General features: G+C 58.6%; 14 protein-coding genes. 2 read left to right on the top strand and 12 right to left on the bottom strand.

Annotated elements, in window-relative coordinates; translation table 11 throughout:
• Positions 1–22 precede the first annotated feature (22 nt).
• The 4 genes from AACP59_RS08530 to AACP59_RS08545 all read right to left on the bottom strand — a co-directional run bounded on the left by AACP59_RS08530 (position 23) and on the right by AACP59_RS08545 (position 5,221).
• On the bottom strand, positions 23–2,137 hold the full coding sequence (locus AACP59_RS08530; RefSeq protein ID WP_339350846.1) for a glycoside hydrolase family 31 protein: 2,115 nt from the start codon (positions 2,135–2,137) through the stop codon (positions 23–25).
• 38 nt (positions 2,138–2,175) lie between these two features.
• A complete protein-coding gene (locus AACP59_RS08535) occupies positions 2,176–2,988 on the bottom strand; it encodes a carbohydrate ABC transporter permease (protein ID WP_297317219.1) in 813 nt (270 codons plus the stop codon).
• Positions 2,988–3,878, bottom strand: coding sequence for a carbohydrate ABC transporter permease (locus AACP59_RS08540; RefSeq protein ID WP_339352939.1), 891 nt, complete (start codon positions 3,876–3,878; stop codon positions 2,988–2,990). Before AACP59_RS08540 ends, AACP59_RS08535 begins: the two co-directional genes overlap by 1 nt.
• Positions 3,879–4,030: 152 nt before the next feature.
• The gene (locus AACP59_RS08545; RefSeq protein WP_339350847.1) at positions 4,031–5,221 is read right to left on the bottom strand and encodes a sugar ABC transporter substrate-binding protein; all 1,191 of its coding nucleotides are present in this window, start codon (positions 5,219–5,221) and stop codon (positions 4,031–4,033) included.
• A 229-nt stretch (positions 5,222–5,450) separates the two neighbouring features.
• On the opposite strand from AACP59_RS08545, the gene AACP59_RS08550 reads away from it, so the two are divergent.
• Positions 5,451–6,518: a LacI family DNA-binding transcriptional regulator gene (locus tag AACP59_RS08550; RefSeq protein ID WP_339350848.1), complete on the top strand. Its 1,068-nt coding sequence runs from the start codon at positions 5,451–5,453 to the stop codon at positions 6,516–6,518.
• 60 nt (positions 6,519–6,578) lie between these two features.
• Here AACP59_RS08550 and AACP59_RS08555 read toward each other — a convergent pair whose 3' ends face one another.
• Complete coding sequence (locus AACP59_RS08555) at positions 6,579–6,962, bottom strand: DUF4186 domain-containing protein (protein ID WP_339350882.1); 384 nt, start codon at positions 6,960–6,962, stop codon at positions 6,579–6,581.
• A gap of 408 nt (positions 6,963–7,370) precedes the next feature.
• On the opposite strand from AACP59_RS08555, the gene AACP59_RS08560 reads away from it, so the two are divergent.
• Positions 7,371–8,660: a class I SAM-dependent methyltransferase gene (locus AACP59_RS08560; RefSeq protein WP_339350849.1), complete on the top strand. Its 1,290-nt coding sequence runs from the start codon at positions 7,371–7,373 to the stop codon at positions 8,658–8,660.
• Positions 8,661–8,929: 269 nt separating this feature from the next.
• Here AACP59_RS08560 and AACP59_RS08565 read toward each other — a convergent pair whose 3' ends face one another.
• From AACP59_RS08565 to AACP59_RS08595, 7 genes are all read right to left on the bottom strand, one after another.
• Complete coding sequence (locus tag AACP59_RS08565) at positions 8,930–9,571, bottom strand: FMN-binding protein (protein WP_339350850.1); 642 nt, start codon at positions 9,569–9,571, stop codon at positions 8,930–8,932.
• A 2-nt stretch (positions 9,572–9,573) separates the two neighbouring features.
• The gene (locus AACP59_RS08570) at positions 9,574–10,386 is read right to left on the bottom strand and encodes an ABC transporter ATP-binding protein (RefSeq protein WP_297317367.1); all 813 of its coding nucleotides are present in this window, start codon (positions 10,384–10,386) and stop codon (positions 9,574–9,576) included.
• A gap of 44 nt (positions 10,387–10,430) precedes the next feature.
• Positions 10,431–11,873, bottom strand: coding sequence for an ABC transporter permease (locus AACP59_RS08575; protein WP_339350883.1), 1,443 nt, complete (start codon positions 11,871–11,873; stop codon positions 10,431–10,433).
• Between the two features lie 61 nt (positions 11,874–11,934).
• Entirely contained in the window at positions 11,935–13,281 is a 1,347-nt protein-coding gene (locus tag AACP59_RS08580) for an ABC transporter permease (protein WP_339350851.1), read from the bottom strand.
• A gap of 15 nt (positions 13,282–13,296) precedes the next feature.
• The gene (locus AACP59_RS08585) at positions 13,297–14,571 is read right to left on the bottom strand and encodes a Fe-S-containing protein (RefSeq protein WP_339350852.1); all 1,275 of its coding nucleotides are present in this window, start codon (positions 14,569–14,571) and stop codon (positions 13,297–13,299) included.
• Between the two features lie 151 nt (positions 14,572–14,722).
• Positions 14,723–15,361 (bottom strand): iron transporter, encoded by a 639-nt coding sequence (locus AACP59_RS08590; protein ID WP_297317365.1) that lies wholly within the window; start codon positions 15,359–15,361, stop codon positions 14,723–14,725.
• A gap of 85 nt (positions 15,362–15,446) precedes the next feature.
• On the bottom strand, positions 15,447–17,162 hold the full coding sequence (locus AACP59_RS08595; protein ID WP_339350854.1) for an FTR1 family iron permease: 1,716 nt from the start codon (positions 17,160–17,162) through the stop codon (positions 15,447–15,449).
• Positions 17,163–17,297: the final 135 nt, after the last annotated feature.

Genomic DNA, 17,297 nt, shown 5'->3' on the forward strand with positions numbered 1-17,297 from the left:
CAATAAGGGACATAAGCAATACTCAGATCAGCCCTTGGAGCCCATGATCCTTCCCGTTACGGGCAAAGACCGGAATAACGTCAATCGGGGTACGGACCTGAACTGCCTGACCACCGTGGAACTCCTCACCTGTATGCAAATCAAGCCAGCGCAGATTCTCATCACCCGGCAGCCAGACTTCCCTTACCTCGGCACCTGCTTCGACAACAGGAGCAACCAGCAAATCAGGGCCGAACATGTACTCATCCGATATATCCGCCGCCCTCGTATCTTCGGGGAACTCGAAGAAAAGTCCTCGGACAAGAGGAAGACCAAGCTTGTGGGCCTCATGGAAGAGACTGCGAGTATAGGGCCTCATCGCTTCTCTGACCTTGATGAACTTGCGGAAGACCTCTTCGACCTGTAACCCATAACTCCAAGGTTCGTTGTCAGCACCCGAAGGCGAACGGTGCTGCCCATCAGCTGTCGTTACGCTCTCCTTGCCGTCGACGGAATGAAGACTGCGGTCACCGTGATTGCGCATTACTGGCAGGAAGCAAGAGAAGGCACACCACCTGGAAAGAAGCTCACGGAAACCGCCCGTATCGACAATGCCGTCGTGGAAACCGCCCATATCCGTGGTAAACCAAGGAATGCCGGCCATCCCCATATGTATGGCGCAGGTAATTTGCGAGCGCATATCATCGAATGTCGAGCCGACATCACCCGACCAAACAAGCGATCCATACCGCTGCGAACCGGCCCAGGCACATCTGGTCAGATTGACAATTTCGCCTTCTGCTCCCTCAGCTGCCTGACCGTCATAAAATCCCTTGTTGTAGAGTTGCGGATATATATTGCCCACATTCAGATCGCTGCCCAGGCTATACCGATAGTTACGGAAATCATATACTCCATATTCCGGTTCGGCCTCATCGAGCCAGAAGGCCCGTACGCCCTTGTCCCAGTAGTTCTCCTTGCAAAGGTTCCATACGAAATCCCGGGCGCCGGGGTTGGTCGCATCGTAATTGACGCTTGGTTCCTCGAACATCATGTCCAAGTTCAGTCCGGACTCTGTGCTGGTCAGGTAGTTCCGCTTCTTCATTTCTACAAAGTTCTCGGATGCTATCGAAACCTGTGGCCATACAGACACCATGAGTTTGATGCCCAGCTTGTCCAGCTCCTCGATCATAGCCGCCGGATCCGGCCAGAATTCATCTTCGAAGCGGTAGTCCCCCATATGTGGCCAGTGGAAGAAGTCGACCACCAGAAGATCCAGCGGTATGCCCCTGTCTTTGAAACCACGAGCAACCTTCACCACCTGATCCTGGTTCCAATACCGCAGCTTGCTTTGCCAAAATCCAAGCCCCCATTCGGGCATGACCGGGGCATGACCGGTGGCGTCTGCATACTGCGACTCAATCTGTGCAAAGGTATCACCCGCGGTAATCCAATAATCTATTTGATCGCTGGATCGTGCCTCCCATTCTGTCCTGTTTTTCCCGAAAGTGGCCCTGCCGACGGCGGGATTGTGCCAGAGGAAGCCATAACCTGCTGAAGATACAACGAAGGGTACGCTGGCTTGGGAATTACGATGAGCAAGCTCGAAAGTGCAGCCCTTGATGTCCAAGTTATCCTGCTGGTATTCCCCCATGCCATACAAGTGCTCATCCGGAACTGAGACGAATGATGCCTCGAGGCTGTAACTACCGCCGGCTATGGGTTCATACTGCCTGGCTTTGAGCATCAAGGAGCCGCCCTCTGGGGTTTCGCGCATGAGGCATCGCCCCTGGTCGTTCCAGAAACTCAGTTCGCATCCGAACACCTCGTAGCCGGCGCTGCCAACATGATGATGCGATGAGCAAGCCTTCACGGTGATTGAACCGTTGGTCAATTCCGCTTCTCCCCGATCCTGGTCGAAGCTGGTATGACAGGAATCGGCAGCCGCCTCCTCACCCGCATTCCGGTAGGTCATTGTCCGATGATTCGCCTCAATCACCTTGTCTTTGGGGAGCAGAGCCCATTCGTGGGGATTGAAGGCATCGTTACGGGTGGACCTCACCCGAATACTGTTCCGTCCCCAAGCTTCGATACGGAGCGTCTCTCCGTCGCCGGTCCAGATCAGATAATCCGGTCCGATTTGAAAATCCTCGTACACCTTGTCTCCTTTGTGACTTCCTTCGTGGTTCCGCAGTCTCAGTCCTTAACGGCCCCAGCCGTAACCCCTGCCGCCACATACCTCTGGGCGAAGACCAGCAATATCGTCGCCGGAATCGATGAAAGAACGGCAGTGGCCATCATCGGCCCCCATTCCTGCGTCTGGGCTCCAATATAGGCATAGAGCCCCAGGGTAATCGGGCGCCTGCTGCCTCCACCATCCAGAGTACTGGCGAAGAGGAAGTCCGACCACGCCCACAGGAAAGCGAACAGGCTGACTGTAACTATGGAATTGCGCGAAAGAGGTATCACGATGCTGGTGAACCGCCTCAGCCTTGTTGCACCATCCACTTCTGCAGCCTCCAAGAGAGACTTCGGAATACTTTCCATAAAGGACGTCAGAAGCATGACCGCAAAGGGAACGGCTATGGTCGAATCGGCAAGCACCAGTCCAGGAATCGTATCAAGCAAACCAACCTTGTTGTAGATCTCATAGAACCCCAGGGTGATGACCACGGCCGGAATCATCTGTGCCACAATCAACAGAAAGCTGATTACTCTGGAACCCCGGACACGCAACAGCGAAAGGGCATAGGCTGAGGGCAGCGCTATGACCAGGGTCAGAATCACGCAGCACAGAGCCAGAACGATTGAAGTGGCCAGGTTGGGTAGCTGGATATCGAGCACCCTGGCGTAATTATCCAGCGTGAAGTCCATGGGAATCACGTCACCGGATCTGATGGAACCTTTTGCCGTGAAAGAGATATTGACCATCCAGTAAACAGGGAAAAGCATGATGGCCGTGAAGAATATCCCCAGTGCGGTCTTGAGACCGGAATGTCTGTGCATCATCAGTTCTCCTCCTGAGCCTTCTGCACCCGCAGGTAGATGAAACCGAATATCAGAGCCACCAGTATCAGGATGCTGCCCAAAACGGCCGCCTGGGAGTACTTGATCGTGGCCGATGTCCCCTTACCGAAGGCCATGGAATAAGCCCAAGTCGCCAAAGTCTTCGAACTACCTGTGCCCATGCTCATCACCCAGATCACATCCACGACCTTCAAGGTGTATACGAAACCGAGCAACAGGGTGATGGATGTGACCGGGCGCAACAGCGGGAAGGTAATGTTCCAGAAACGATTCCACGCGTTACAACCATCCAAGGCGGCGGCCTCATACAGGTCGGCGCTGATATTCTGCAGTCCTGAATACAGGATAACCAGATTAAAAGGAATCCCCAGCCAGATATTGGCGATGATGACCGCCCAGAGCGAGTGATCGGCCTGCAACCACCAAATCGGATTGATGCCGAACAGACCCAGGAATTTGTTGAGAATTCCGCTGTCAGGATTCATCATCCATTGCCATGTTGTTCCCGAAACAATCAGGGGCAGGAGCCAGGGAATCAGCATGATGCCACGCAGAAGCCCCGACAACTTAAAGTTGTCGTTAAAGAAGACCGCCAGGGCAAGACCGATGGCATATTGGAAAATCAGAGATACCACGACGAAAATCAGGGTCTGCAGAACCACAGGCCAGAATTCCGATGAGCCGATGACCTCGCGGTAGATGTCCAAACCGACAAAGGGAGCATCTCCTGTAACGAAGGTTCGTCTGGTGTACCGATGCAGGCTCATCGACATGTTCTGAAGGAGCGGCGCTGCATAGAAGATCAGCAGATATATAATCAACGGCAACACGAAACCGATTGCTGCCATCTGCCCATTTAACCTGTCAAGCATGCCGCGTCGACCATCCGGCTGTGTCGATACCGCAGTCATTTCACTAGCTTTGCGTTTCATGGAGTCCTTCTCACGTATTGCCTTTCAGAGTTCACTCCTCGGCAATGCAAGATCTGTAACTGTCTTGCATTGCCGAGGATCATCACGTCACTTCACTGCTTGTTCAAGGCAGCCAACAGAGACTCGGACAGGGACGCAGAGGTCTCTTCATACTTGAGACCGAGGTCAGAGGTGCGCCCTTGCGCCTTTTCAATTGAAGCCTCCCACTGAGCAAGGCCGGCGTTCTCCTTGACTTGGCGATCACGCACGCTCTTCTTGGCGGACAGGTTGCTCAAGGCATTATTTACCTTGAGGAGTTTCTCAGGCTGGGAAAGGCAGGAAATGACCTTTACGGCCTTGTCATAATGTTCCTTGGCATTCTTCTTGTGAGTTGCCACCATGGCGAATTCTCCACCGGTCGGGACCGGGGCCACACCGCCATCCTTGGCGGGAATCGGAATCATCTTGGCATTCGCCTTGTCAGCCTCTGCCTGCATCCAGGTTCCTATCTCAACGAAGCCATAATCTCCGGCAAGGAAAAGATCCCATGCGGCGGACTGCGTATCGGTGGTTGCGGACTTAGGCGCCCAGCCCTTCTGGATCCAACCGGACAGCAGATTCTCCGCATCAGTTCGTGCCTGTGAATCCGTATGCTTCAAGTTTCCTTTTGCACCCCAGAACCAAGGCAGGAACTGGAATACGCCTTCCTCGCCGGATATTCCGGAGAAGGCAATCCCCTTGTGCCCGGAGGCGACCACCGCTTCAATCGCCTTGTTTAACGAATCCCAATCCTTGATGCTTGAAACGTCAACCCCGGCTTCACCGACAATCTTGGGATTATAAATGAGACCCAGCGTATTGGAGCCCCCCAGGGGCACTCCGTATGTCACCTTATTCACAATGCCCGGCGCCTCGAGATTGGTGTCATAGCCAGTCGATTTCAGACCGGTCTCATCCCCGCCTGCCACCAGGGCAGCATCCACTGCCGAGGGAATCATGGGGTTATCGATCACTGCCACATCCGGGCCGTTGTCTTCCTTGACAGCAGTGGTCAAGTTATTCAACAAGTCGGAAGTGGCAATGGCCTGGCGCTTGATGGTGTATCCCTCCGGAGCACAGGATTTGACCAGCTTGTCGAACTCGGATCCATTGGTGTGACGCGTCCAGTCATCCCAGAACTGAATGGTCTTGTCATCCTTGCTGGCCTCTTGTGACGAGGAACCACAAGCACTTACCCCAACAGCCATTGCGCAAACGCATGAAAGCGCCATCGCCTTGACCATCGCCGTCTTTATACGTCGCATATAAACTCCTCCTTGAGTATTCCGCTCAGTCGTCATCGTGGATGCCTGCGTACTGCAACCACTATGTAAACCGGTTTTACAAACCGGTTTACATCACTATATACCGCACTCATCCTTCCCGCAAATCAACTACGGGAAACAAGGCGTTCTTCCACGCTGGATCAGGATTTATCTAAGCCTCCGGGATATCATGAGGGATGATCCCGAAATGGTTGAAAGGAACGGCACAGTGTCCACCATCAATGATGTGGCCAAAGAGGCCGGTGTCTCGAAAACAACCGTTTCCTTTGTGCTTACAGGTTTCCGGCCAGTATCGAAAGAAACCGAGGCCAAGGTTCGTGCGGCCATGGACAAGTTGGGATATGTGGCCAATCACTCCGCCCAAAGCCTGTCAACCTCCAAAACGAACACCATAGGGGTCATTACCAGCAACCGGCAAGGAGCATACTTCGAGCTGGCTAGAGGGACTTACATCAACTGGCTCTCCAAAGCCGCAACCAATGCCGGATACGATATGCTCATCGTCAATGACCCGGATGGGACAGCAACAGCCAACGTCTGCCAATCCCACAAGGCCGATGGCCTCATCTTTCTGGACGTTCGCCGACAAGACCCACGAATCCCATTCGCCGCCAAGTCGGGAATACCGACCGTCTGTCTGGGTGTTCCGGATGATTGGATGGATCTGGACGTGGTTGATACTGATTTCGGGCATGCCGCTTCAAGCATCATCGGAAAACTCGCATCAGAAGGTCACACTAATATCTGCCTGATCACTCTCCCCCAGCCCATCTTGGATCAGAAACTCAACGACACCTTCAGATTCATTCAATCGGCCAAAAGGACATCGCAACGACTTCACCTCGCTCTCAGCATCCGCACATGCACCACCGATGCGGAAAACATCGAAAATGAAGTTGCTGACATCCTGTCCACGCAGACCGAAACAACCGCGTATGTCATTCAGAATGAGTCTGCCATCCTGGTCTTCCACCATCTCCTGGAGACCAACAACATACCTGTTCCGCAGCAGTATTCTGTCGTGGTCTCATGCGAAAAACAGATGTCCGATGCACTCTACATGCCATTTTCAGCCTTGCAGAACGACGTGAAACTCGTCACTGAGACGGCGCTGAGAACACTCATCAACCACATCAAACACCCCAACCGCAGGCCTCAATTCAAGCTCCTGCAGGGGCAATATGTTGACCGTGATACCGTTGCGCCAATCTCACCGAAGACCGGTTCCCCTACCCGGACCTGTAGAACCGCAGGCGGAAGAACTCCCTCCTGTTGACCGTCAACCCAGGACTCCCTTAAGCACCCGGTCAGAAGTTTGGTCAGGCCTGGTGTTAACTCAATCCGGATGGTGTACCAGATCGCGCTCGATCCAGGCCATGACCAGGGTGGCCAACCGGTCGACCTCCATGTCGGTCAGTGGGCGGCCCTTGGGGATATGGTGCCAGCGTTGGATGCAACCGCGGCAGCAGGTGCCGGTGGCGTGCTGGGCGGTAAAGACGGGATGACCCCGATAAGGCGTCTGTTTGCCATCCTTGAGGGGCTGGGCCGGACCGACCCGTTTGGCCAGCATCTCGTGTGCATGACGATTGATGGTAGCCTTCCCCTTGGCCCGGGCATAGGAACGGTCCTTGGCCGACAGGCTGAACCCGGCGCGAAAATGCGAGCGCCCCAGGCGGGCCAGGGTCCTGCCGACCCAGGCGGGCACATCCTCCTCGCGCAGATTTCCCGGCGATCGGCTGTCATCGGAATCCGTCAGCCGACCTCCTTGCGCATCATCGTCAACCACGATTACCTCGCTTTCAGCATCAGCAATACCAGCGAAGGTCGGATCAGGCAAGGAACCAAATATCTCCATCAGCCCAGGGCAGACCGTCACGAACGGAAATCGTCCATAAGCTGCAATTCGTCATCAGCCTGGTTGGCTTCGGAAAACCGGAATTCTCCGGCAAAGCGCCTCCAACCGAAGAGGGTTGGAAGCAGGCACGAATCACGTTGGTGATCGGGTTAAATTCACCAGGAGAATACCGTGGTGGACCAGTGCGAGGGGTAGGGTAAAAGCAGAAAACAACCACAAACGGCCTGGTTTGTCATGCGTATTCGCAACCGGGGCGTTAGATAAGGGGGCTTCATGGCCAGAAGCACAATGACCGTTGCTGAAATGATCGGACTTTTCCTGGAGCCCGAGGCGCCGGTTCAGGTAACCGCCTTCGATGGATCGCATTTCGGTGATTCGACCGCACCGCTCCATCTGGAGATCAAGAACTCGCGCGCGATGTACTATGTCGCGGAGAACCCCAACGACCTGGGCCTGGCTCGGGCCTACCTGCAGGGCGACCTGGATTCGCCGGACCTGCAGCCGGGCAACCCCTATCAGGTCTTCAAGGACCTGGTTGCCCTGAAGAAGTACATCAGGAAGCCCGGCAAGACCGACCTTGCGCGGACGGTCGCAGCCATCTTCTCGCACGGGATTCACGTTCCTGAACCCCCGGCCATAGAGGGTCCCTCCCTGGCCAAGCGCCTGACCGAGGGCCTGCGCCCCCACACCCGCAAGGGCGATGCGGCCACGGTCAGCTATCACTACGACCAGTCCAACGATTTCTATCGGATCTTCCTCGGGCCCTCCATGACCTACACCTGCGCGGTCTTCGAGAAGCCGACCGACACCCTCGAGGCCGCACAGGAGCACAAGCTCAACATGGTCCTCGACAAGATGAACCTGAAGAAGGGCGACCGGCTCCTGGATGTCGGCTGCGGATGGGGCTCCATGGAGGTGGCCGCCGCCAAGCGTGGCATCCACGTCATCGGCGTCACCCTGGCCGAGGAGCAGGTCGAGTGGGGCCAGGAGTGGATCAAGAAGGAGGGCCTGAGCGATCTGGCCGAGGTCCGTCTGATGGACTACCGCGACGTGCCCGAATCCGGATTCGACGGCATCTGCTCGATCGGCATGATGGAGCATGTGGGATACAAGCAGTACCCCTCCTACTTCAAGGAGATGATGGACAAGCTGCGTCCCGGCGGGATCCTCCTCAACCACCAGATCACCAGGACCAATTCCCACGACCACAAGAGGGCCGGCGGTTTCATCGACCGGTATATCTTCCCCGACGGGGAGCTGGCCAGCCCGGCAGAGATCGAACTGGCCATCCAGGACACCGGCTTCGAGGTCATGACCCAGGAGAACCTCCGCCAGCACTATGCCCTGACCCTGAAGCACTGGACCGAGAACCTCCAGGACAACTGGGACCAGGCCAAGACCATGGTCGGCGAACCCAAGGCACGTCTCTGGGGCCTCTACATGGCAGGATCCCGTCTGAACTTCGAAATCAACACCATCCAGGTGCACCAGTTCCAGTGCATCAAGCCCGACCCCGCCACAGGCACGGACACCTATCCGCTCCGCCCCTGGTGGGACCGCTAGTTGCGGATGGGGATGGACCCGGACCGAACAGGTGAATGCCTGACCAGCCCAGGGTATACAAGGGCCTGGCACGGAATTCAACCCGTGCCAGGCACCCTTGTATGTGCTGCGCCTACCTGCATAACCCGTATCCTTCAGGCGGCTCCCCAGTACGGTGAACGGCCTCAGCTGGCGGGGTCCAGGATTCAGGCCAGCCCTACGATCGCGTCATAAAGGACTAAACCTCGGCCGCCGATGCGCCTCTTGAGAGGCCCGGACCGACCAGCCGCTCACTGCCGCTGCGAGACCGAGGCCTCCTGCCGAGCCAGGTCCAGGGCCTTGTTGAAGGCATCCGAGGTCCAACTGGCACCGGCCACCTTGCTGACCTTCAGGTCCTTGAGAGGCTTGCCCTCCACCACTCCGGGCACGGCCTTGGCGAACTCGCCGATGTGCTTCCTGGAGACCGGGGAGCTGGACTTCCCGGATACCCTGACCGACTGCACCTTGCCGCCCGACACTTCCAGGTCCACGTCGATGCTGTCGGAACCGTCCTTGCCATAGTGGCCGGTCAGGGCGTACGCCCCATCCTGATACTGCCCGCTGTCTGAGGCGGCCGCCTGTTTCCCGTCGCGTGAAGAGGCACTGGGGGTGCCCTCACCAGCCTCGGGGCCCGAATCCTTCCCATTGCTGGGAGCACTGCTGGATTCCGTCCCTGCGTACTCGTCGTCCATGGGCTTGGTATCGCTGTGGCCGCACCCGCCCAGGAGGGAACCGACGGCGACCAGGCCCGCCAGGGTGGCCGACATTCCGGCCAGTCTGCGCGACTTGGATTGTGCGGCTTTCATCCCCAGGGATCCAGCCGTATCAGCCATGGCGCGGGAATCCTGGCCGGGTTCCTCCCTCTCCTCGTTCTTCATCGGGACCTCCGTCATCTCTATTGCCACTCCATCCGATTTCCGTCGCCGGTCTTGGCCGCCTTGGTCGGGTCCTGGAACCCGACAGGGACATCGCCCGACTGTGCCTCCTTGCCGGCACTGCCACTGAAGGCGGGCCGGCCACCGGCTTCTTCATAGGCCCGGCGGGCATCCTCGTCATTCCATTGTTCACCCACCAGGACACCATGGTTGAGCATTATCTCACGTTGTGCGCATGAGGCCACCAGGGCATCGTGGGTCACAACGATCAGGGAGGTGCCCTGGTCGTGCAACTGGCGGAAAAGATCCAGGACGATCTTTTCGTTGGTCTCATCCAGGTTGCCTGTCGGCTCGTCGGCCAAGATCAACTTGGGGTCGTTGATGAGGGCACGTGCCACGCAGACACGTTGCTGCTCGCCTCCCGAGAGCTGACTGGGCAGGTGGCGCGCCCTGTCCGCCAGACCGACCCGGTCCAGGGCCTGCATGGCCTGTTCCTCATCCACCACCGAGTGGTAGTACTGGGCCACCATCACATTCTCGATGGCCGTCAGGTGGGGCACGAGATAGAACTTCTGAAAGACCAGCCCGATTACGTTCTTGCGCACGTCCGCCAGCTGCGAGGGGTTGAGATCCTCCAGGGTCCGTCCCTCGAGTCGGACGGAACCCGATGAGGGGGTGTCCATGCATCCCAGGATGTTCATCAGGGTTGTCTTGCCCGAACCGGATGACCCGACCACGGCCAGCCACTGCCCCTGGGGGATGCTCAGGTTCAGGTCATCCAGCGCGTGCAGGTCACCGTAGATCTTGGATACGTGATCCAGATCCAGCAGCATTGCCCCGCTCTTCTCCTCCTGGACTGTTTCGTGATCCTCCATGATTACTCCTCCCTGAGAACCAGTGCCGGGTCGATGCGTGATGCCCTACGCACGGGCCGGATTGATGCGACTACCGATATGATGGTGCTCAGCAGGACCGAGGCCAGGGCCAGCCACCAGTTGAAGCCGAGCGAGCGCTGGAAGACCGAGGTGCAGAGCAGGCGGGCGAAGATGTAACCCAGGACCGTGCCGATCAGGCCGCCCAGGAGTCCGTAGAAGGCGGACTCGGCATAGAACTCCGCTCCGATGCTGCCCGAGGTGGCCCCGAGGGCCTTGCGCAGACCGATTTCGCTGCGTCTTTGCGAGACTATCGAGGCCATGGTGGTTCCGACACCTACGAAGGTCAACACCAGGACGACGATCGAAACCAGCCAGAAGAGGGTCTGGAGCATGGCGATGGTGTGGGTGTCGCCGGAGGTGATCCTGGTGACCGTCTGCGCCTTGACACCCATGCTGGTCATGTCGTTGATGCTCCTGGCGATGGCCGTCAGGTTCGGACCCATCGTGTTGACCGAGTATTCAATCACGTCGGATCCGCGCTTGAACCCGGTCAATGCCTCGATGTCGTGCATGCTGGAGTAGATGATCTGGTCCTCGGAGCCCCCCGTATCGACGATGCCGCCCACCCGCAGTTCCATGCCTTTTTCCTGGGCATCCTGGGCGATGGATCCGTCTACCGGGGCACTGCCCATGGTCGGGCCCGCCGGGGAGGAAGCATCGGCTTGGGCGGGTCGAGCAGTCAGGACCACCGGCTGGGTTTGGGACCCGGACTGCCCGGAGGGGTTCCCGGCATGATGCAGTTGACCTGGCCGACCGGCATCATCCGACATGGTGGCAGAGCCGTGCACATGGTTTGAGCGCCCGGTTGAGCCTTCCTGGGTGGACTGCCCTCCACCCGTCCGACCGGCACCGGATACACCCTCTGTGCCGGTGGCCCCCTCGGCGTTGTCCGATGCCCGATAGCTGATGGTGATTCTGCGGCCAGGCTTCAGACCCAGCGAATCCGCCAGATCACGCCCGACCATGACGGAACCGTCCTTGGGCCACTGCCCATCGACGTTCCAGTGATGGTTGAGCTGGTGGACCTGGTCGGCGTCGATCCCGGCCATCATATGGGACCCGGCGTTGACCCTGACCGATTCGTACCGGTAGGTGGCATGCTTGGCCGAGGCCTTGGCCGTGACCATCTCCGTGGTATGGGTGACCACGGCCGGGTCGATGCCCTGCCGCGACTGACCCGGCTGCTGGATTGGGGTCACGACCAGGTTGGCTCCATAGGCGCGCATCTCCTGGTTCATCTGCCGGGGAACCTCAAGGCACACGGCAGCCAGGCAGAAGAGGGTCGCGGCCCCGACCATGGAGGCGACCACAGCCATGGAGGCCCTGCCCCGCCGCCTGAAGATCGCCCCGAACAACATGGTCAGGAACATACGGGTGTTGGTCATGGGGGCATGACGCCCGGTTGGTTTGTCCGACCGGTTGCCAGTCGTGCTCCCCCGCTTGGGCTCACCTGCCATGGAGCACCTCCGCCGGACGCAGTCTCAAAATGGAACGTATGGATGAAATGGAAGCAATCAGGACGGTCAGGGCCAGGAGGACGAAGACCAGGACGAAGACCATGGGTCTCATGGTGATGCCGGATCCGAAGACCACATGACCGACGATCTGGGCCACCCCCGACCCCAGTACGGCCCCCACCAGCGCGCCTACCAGACTGATCAGGGCGGTCTCGGCCAGGACCAGACGGGAGACGGCTCCATCGGTGGCCCCCAGAGCCTTCAGCAGCGCGAACTCGGCGGAGCGTTCCGATATGGAGGCGGCCATCAGATTGGCCACGGCTATGGCTGCCGCCAAAAGACTCAGAACGGTCATCAGAATCATGACGGCCTGGGTCTTTTGAAGCACATCGCCCTGGAGTGCAGCCACCTGGCGGACCTGCTTGGCCACGGACCCTGGTATGGCCTCCTCGATCTGGTATGCGATGGCCGACGGATAGGCCGTGCAGTACCAGGTCTCCCATTCGTCCTGGGAGAGGGCGGCCGGATTGCGCGCCGCCTTCCTGGCCAGGTCATTCTCGGGGGTGGTCAGTGCCTTGACCTCCACCCTGTCGATCTGGTCCGGCAGTCCCGCCACGGTCTGCAGGGCCCAGGTCGGCACGTACAGGGCCGATGAATCCGCATCACCGGAATCGAAGATACCGACCACCTTGACCTGCTGGTTCCGTTCCCCGACCTTCAGATCCACGGTATCGCCGACCTGCTTGCCACCCAGTCGGGCGGCCAGATCCTTGCCCATCATCCCCTGGACCGGGCCCTGGTCACCGGACCCGGATGCGTCCCCGGTCCGGGGTCCGGTACCGTCCTTGGCCCAGGCACCCTGCACCTTCCACCAGGAACGGAGCCCCCTGACCCCGACCGTGGTGTCCTCGCCGCTGTCCAGATGTATGTCCTTTTTGAACCAGGTGCCCACCACGGGGGTGCCGACCTTGTCCACATCCGCCCTGACGTTGAGTTGAGGGGCGAAATCGGTGATGTTGTACGCCCAGAAAATGGTCTTGATCCTGGGTACGTCCGATTCCTTCAGATAGGCGGTCGGCTGGGATGCCTGGTCCTGGACACCGGTCGACGAGACCTGGGAGCCGTAGAGGTCGGAAACGACCGCGTCGGACTTGGGCTGCACAGTGATGTTGGACCCATAGGTGGAGAGCTCGGCATTGAGCTTGTCGCCCACGTCGAAGACGACCCCCAGCATGGCCACGGCCACGCAGGCAGACAGGCAGAAGGTAACGGCTATGAGGATTCTTCTGCCGAACTGACGGCTGAAGGATCTGACGATCATGCGTATCAGAAACATTCCAACAGCACCTCCTCAGCTCTTGAAGTGGGCGGACATGGCATCCAGATCGGCGGTCTGAATCAGGATGCTCCCCTGACCGGTGGTATAGGGCAGGGGAATCGGGTTGCAACCACCCTTGAAGCCGATGGTGGCCAGGTTGATGGCCACATCGCACTTCTTGCAGATGATCTTGCCGTCTTTCTCGTAGTATCCGGCATCGCCGCAGTTCTCGCAGGCATCAAGGCCGATACCGTATGCCGCCCCGTTCTTCTTGATGATGATGAACCGCATGACCGTGCCGTCCTTGGCCTTGTACTGGAAGCGGTGAAGGTGGCCGTCACTGACCTGGGAGAACTTGATGGTGGCCTTTCCTCCGGCCAGTGAGTAGGTTTCCGGCGGTGACAGGACGGGCACCTTGTGGGCCTGGGCCGTTCCGACGGTCAGGGTCAGGGTGACGATGATCATGGCCACCAGACTCCAGCCCGCCGAAGCCAGTGCACGGCGGCGGAAGGCCTTGTGCTGCCTTTTGACCGCAGCATTCCGCCCATCCTGGGGCATACGGAAACCCGCAACCAGGCAGGCTACGGCAGGGATGATGAAGACCCAGGCCTGGACGATGACCAGGGTCAGGTTGGCATTGTAGAGCAAGGCCATGATCCTGAAGGGCAGGCCGTGCAGGATGAATTCGCCGGTATTCTGCAGGAGGGCCAGCAAGCCGGTGCCATGCTGGACGAGGGTCACAAGCACCACGAGGAGGGCGGCCAGCGAAAATGCCTTCCGGGAACAGGTCCGATGCATGGAGCGGAATATAGCCGCCACGATGACGGCCGTGGCTATGGCCAGGACGAAGCCCAGCGCCCTGAGCAGCATATCGGAGGTGAAAACCGGTGAATCAGGCTCCACGAAGGCCGTAAGCTGCAGGATCACATCCGGCAGGGTCCGGAAGACGCACAGGGCGACGGCGATGGCGGACAACCCATTGGCCAGGTTCAGTGCTGCCTTGTGGCCATGCCAATCCCGGGTTATGCGCCCAGCGTCCAAAACAACCCATATGAGGGCCAGATCGGCCAAGACACAGGCTATGAGGGTCGGATAGTTGACCATGGTGCGGCGGTTGATGACTGCGGTGGCCCTCAGGGCCGCGAAGACGATGGCCGCCAGGACACCTACACCCAGACCCACCAGACGCCAGGAAGACGAAAAGGGCTTGTCCCTTCCCTCGCCGACAGTCAGAAGCACACTGAGGGCCATTACCAGGAGGGCGGGCCCAAGCGTCCCCGGTAGGACCGTGACGAATTGCTCAAGCATAGTGCTTGCCTTTCCTGTACTGCCTCATGTATGGAGGTAGGCGGCATAGGCATCGAATCAGGGCCTGAATCGTGCCTATACCGCCATCCGCCATTGGGACGGGTCGCCGTCACCCCCTGGGCTGGAGACCGCGACGAACCCGACCTTTATATCACCACTGATGTGGAGTGTAGTCCCAATCCCAGCTGACAACGATGGGTTCTGTCCAGAAATGTCCCTTGACACCGGTCTCGGGATCGACGTGCAGCATCCAGCCCTTCTTTTCCGGGGATTCAATGGAATAGGTCAGCTTGTATGAGCCGGCCTTGTCCATCTTGATGTTGGCACCGTAGTGGGGGCCGTCAGAAGCGTTCATCTGCATGAAGGTGCCGGCCTGCTTGTCGTTGGGGTCGTTCTTGTTTTCGATCGTGTAATTGACCGTGAGATCGGGGATGAACTCGCCCTTGGCATAGCCCAGGTTGTTGTTGGCCAGGGCGTGTATGTCGGCCTCCAAATGAAGACTGGCATCCGCGGCCTTGAGACCCATGGAGGCGGGCTCCATATCGATGGGCTGGAAGAAGACCGTCCCGATGTTCAAGGGCCCCTTCTGCTGGTCATCAGGCGGGATGGGTATCTCTTCGAACCCGGCACCCTTGCCGTCGCCCTTGTCCCCACCGGACTCGGACTTGGCCGATGCATCAGGAGCGGGAGCCTCCTTGGCCCCCTCGCTTTTGCCCCCACCGCAACCGGTCAGTACCAGTGTCCCTGAGAGCACCAGAGCAGCCAGGGCCGCAAGTTTCCTCTTCTTCATTTCTCTTTCCTTTGTTTGTTCAATTTTTACCGTCTCATTGGATATGAGTCTTGCGCACATTCATGGATGCCTGCGTACAGGGTCGTCAGTGGCTGGATTCCGGCTGCCTAACCGACTCCTTCCGGTTCTTTCGGATGGTCGAAGCCACGGCGAAGACAAGAACAAGAATCAGCGCCAGCACCTGGGCACCGATGGACTGCACGTAGGGATAGAGCCCGATCCAATCACTGGTCGGCACACCAGGCAGGTAGGTGGCCGGGACCAGGTCGCCCTCAATCAGGGCATGGACACCACCGCCGGCGAAGATGACCACCATGATGGCCATCAGCGCACTGGTGATGATGAAGAAGGGCCTGATGGGTATCCTGACCGAGGTGAACCGGATCAGGACGAAGATGATGACCAGGACCACGGCCGCTGCGGCGAACCCGGCCCATATCTCCCTGGAACCGCTGGGTGCCATGGCGAAGATGGCCTGGTAGAACATGACCGTTTCCGCCCCCTCCCTGAACACAGCCAGGAAGGACAGCAGGGCCAGGGATATGACGCTGCCTTGGGAGATGGCGGCCACCGTTTTGGTCTTGATGTACTGGTTCCAACTCTCCACCGACGACTTGGACAGCATCCAGTTGCTGGTGTAGAGGAGCATGACCATGGCTATCAGGGCCACGACACCTTCAAGGATCTCCTGCTCGGGGCCATTGCCGTTGAAGAGCAGGGTGAAGAGTATGGCCACCAGGCCACTGCCGGCAAGACCGGCCAGAATGCCCCAATAGATGTAGCGGATCTTGTCCTTGTACCCGGACTTGACCAGGTAGGCGATGATGGCGGCCACGACCAGGATGGCCTCCAGCCCCTCACGCAGCAGGACGATGAAGGCCTGACCGAATGCCGAGGTCAGGAAGGTGGTCCACTTGTTGACGTTGTCGGCCGCACCACCGTCCAGTATCCCGGCGTCGGTGACCAGCATCCCCTTGAGCTCATCCACCAGCGTCTTGATCTTCTTGGGGGATTCCCCGCCGGCCATGGCCATCCGGGTCTCCTTGAACTGGTATTCCACCTGGGATACCCGGCTGCCGCTGATGGCGTTCATGACGTTCTTCTCGAAGCCCAGCTTTTCGTAGTACTGGTAGTAGGCCTTGTTGACCAGGGTGGACCCCGCCTGGCCATCGCCCTTGGCGGCCGCTTGGTAGGCCTGGTCCAGAATCGGGGTCATCTCCTTGGCGACCTGGCTCCAGGTCTTGTCGCCCTTACCCTTGTTCTTGTGCTTCTTGGCCGCATCCAACCGCTTCCGGTCCGCCTTGATCTGCTCTTCCTGGGCCTTGGCATACTGCCGTGGCTTGGCCAAGGAGCCATTCGCATCGAGTTGGGTTGCCACATCGGTCAAGTCTGTTTTCAGGGCCTGGATATCCTGATCGATCTGTTCCTGGTTGCCAGGCGCGTAAGCCTTTGATTGGAGGGCCTGGAAGCGCTGGTCCAGGCTTGACCGCCGATCCTGCCCCAAAGTGGAGGCCGTGACCGTCACAAAACTGGAACCCACGTAAACCGCGTTATAGGCCGACATGAAATCCGCGGCGGCACCCGCATTGTCTCCGCGGGCATAGGCCTCACGCCCGGAATCCAGCTCCTTGGCCATGGCGGTGGACACGTCGTTCCAGGTGTCATAACCCGAGTTCTTGGCGGCAACGGCAGTCTGTGCAGGAAGAAAACCGGCTGTGAATATAACCATGACGGTCACCAGGCAAGCCAGAACCGAACCCACGACCTTCAGGGCTCGTCTTGCTATGGCCTTGGAACACATGGAACAGCCCTCCCTCGCCAGTCACCGTCGTACACAAACCGCCGCATACCATTCTGTTCTCGCGCTATCAATCAGCCAATGTAACGCAGGGAGGGCTGAAAAAATAGACTTGATTTTTGTCGGTTTTCCGACTAG

Origin of the sequence: Bifidobacterium indicum (assembly GCF_036987015.1) — a bacterium.
Taxonomy (GTDB): Bacteria; Actinomycetota; Actinomycetes; order Actinomycetales; family Bifidobacteriaceae; genus Bombiscardovia; species Bombiscardovia indica.

Bases quoted from the DNA above. Each gene is read 5' to 3' on its own strand.
- AACP59_RS08535 (WP_297317219.1), bottom strand. From the start codon at position 2,988: ATGATGCACAGACATTCCGGTCTCAAGACCGCACTGGGGATATTCTTC.
- AACP59_RS08540 (WP_339352939.1), bottom strand. From the start codon at position 3,878: ATGCTTGACAGGTTAAATGGGCAGATGGCAGCAATCGGTTTCGTGTTG.
- AACP59_RS08545 (WP_339350847.1), bottom strand. From the start codon at position 5,221: ATGCGACGTATAAAGACGGCGATGGTCAAGGCGATGGCGCTTTCATGC.
- AACP59_RS08560 (WP_339350849.1), top strand. From the start codon at position 7,371: ATGGCCAGAAGCACAATGACCGTTGCTGAAATGATCGGACTTTTCCTG.
- AACP59_RS08565 (WP_339350850.1), bottom strand. From the start codon at position 9,571: ATGACGGAGGTCCCGATGAAGAACGAGGAGAGGGAGGAACCCGGCCAG.
- AACP59_RS08570 (WP_297317367.1), bottom strand. From the start codon at position 10,386: ATGCTGCTGGATCTGGATCACGTATCCAAGATCTACGGTGACCTGCAC.
- AACP59_RS08575 (WP_339350883.1), bottom strand. From the start codon at position 11,873: ATGACCAACACCCGTATGTTCCTGACCATGTTGTTCGGGGCGATCTTC.
- AACP59_RS08580 (WP_339350851.1), bottom strand. From the start codon at position 13,281: ATGTTTCTGATACGCATGATCGTCAGATCCTTCAGCCGTCAGTTCGGC.
- AACP59_RS08585 (WP_339350852.1), bottom strand. From the start codon at position 14,571: ATGCTTGAGCAATTCGTCACGGTCCTACCGGGGACGCTTGGGCCCGCC.
- AACP59_RS08590 (WP_297317365.1), bottom strand. From the start codon at position 15,361: ATGAAGAAGAGGAAACTTGCGGCCCTGGCTGCTCTGGTGCTCTCAGGG.
- AACP59_RS08595 (WP_339350854.1), bottom strand. From the start codon at position 17,162: ATGTGTTCCAAGGCCATAGCAAGACGAGCCCTGAAGGTCGTGGGTTCG.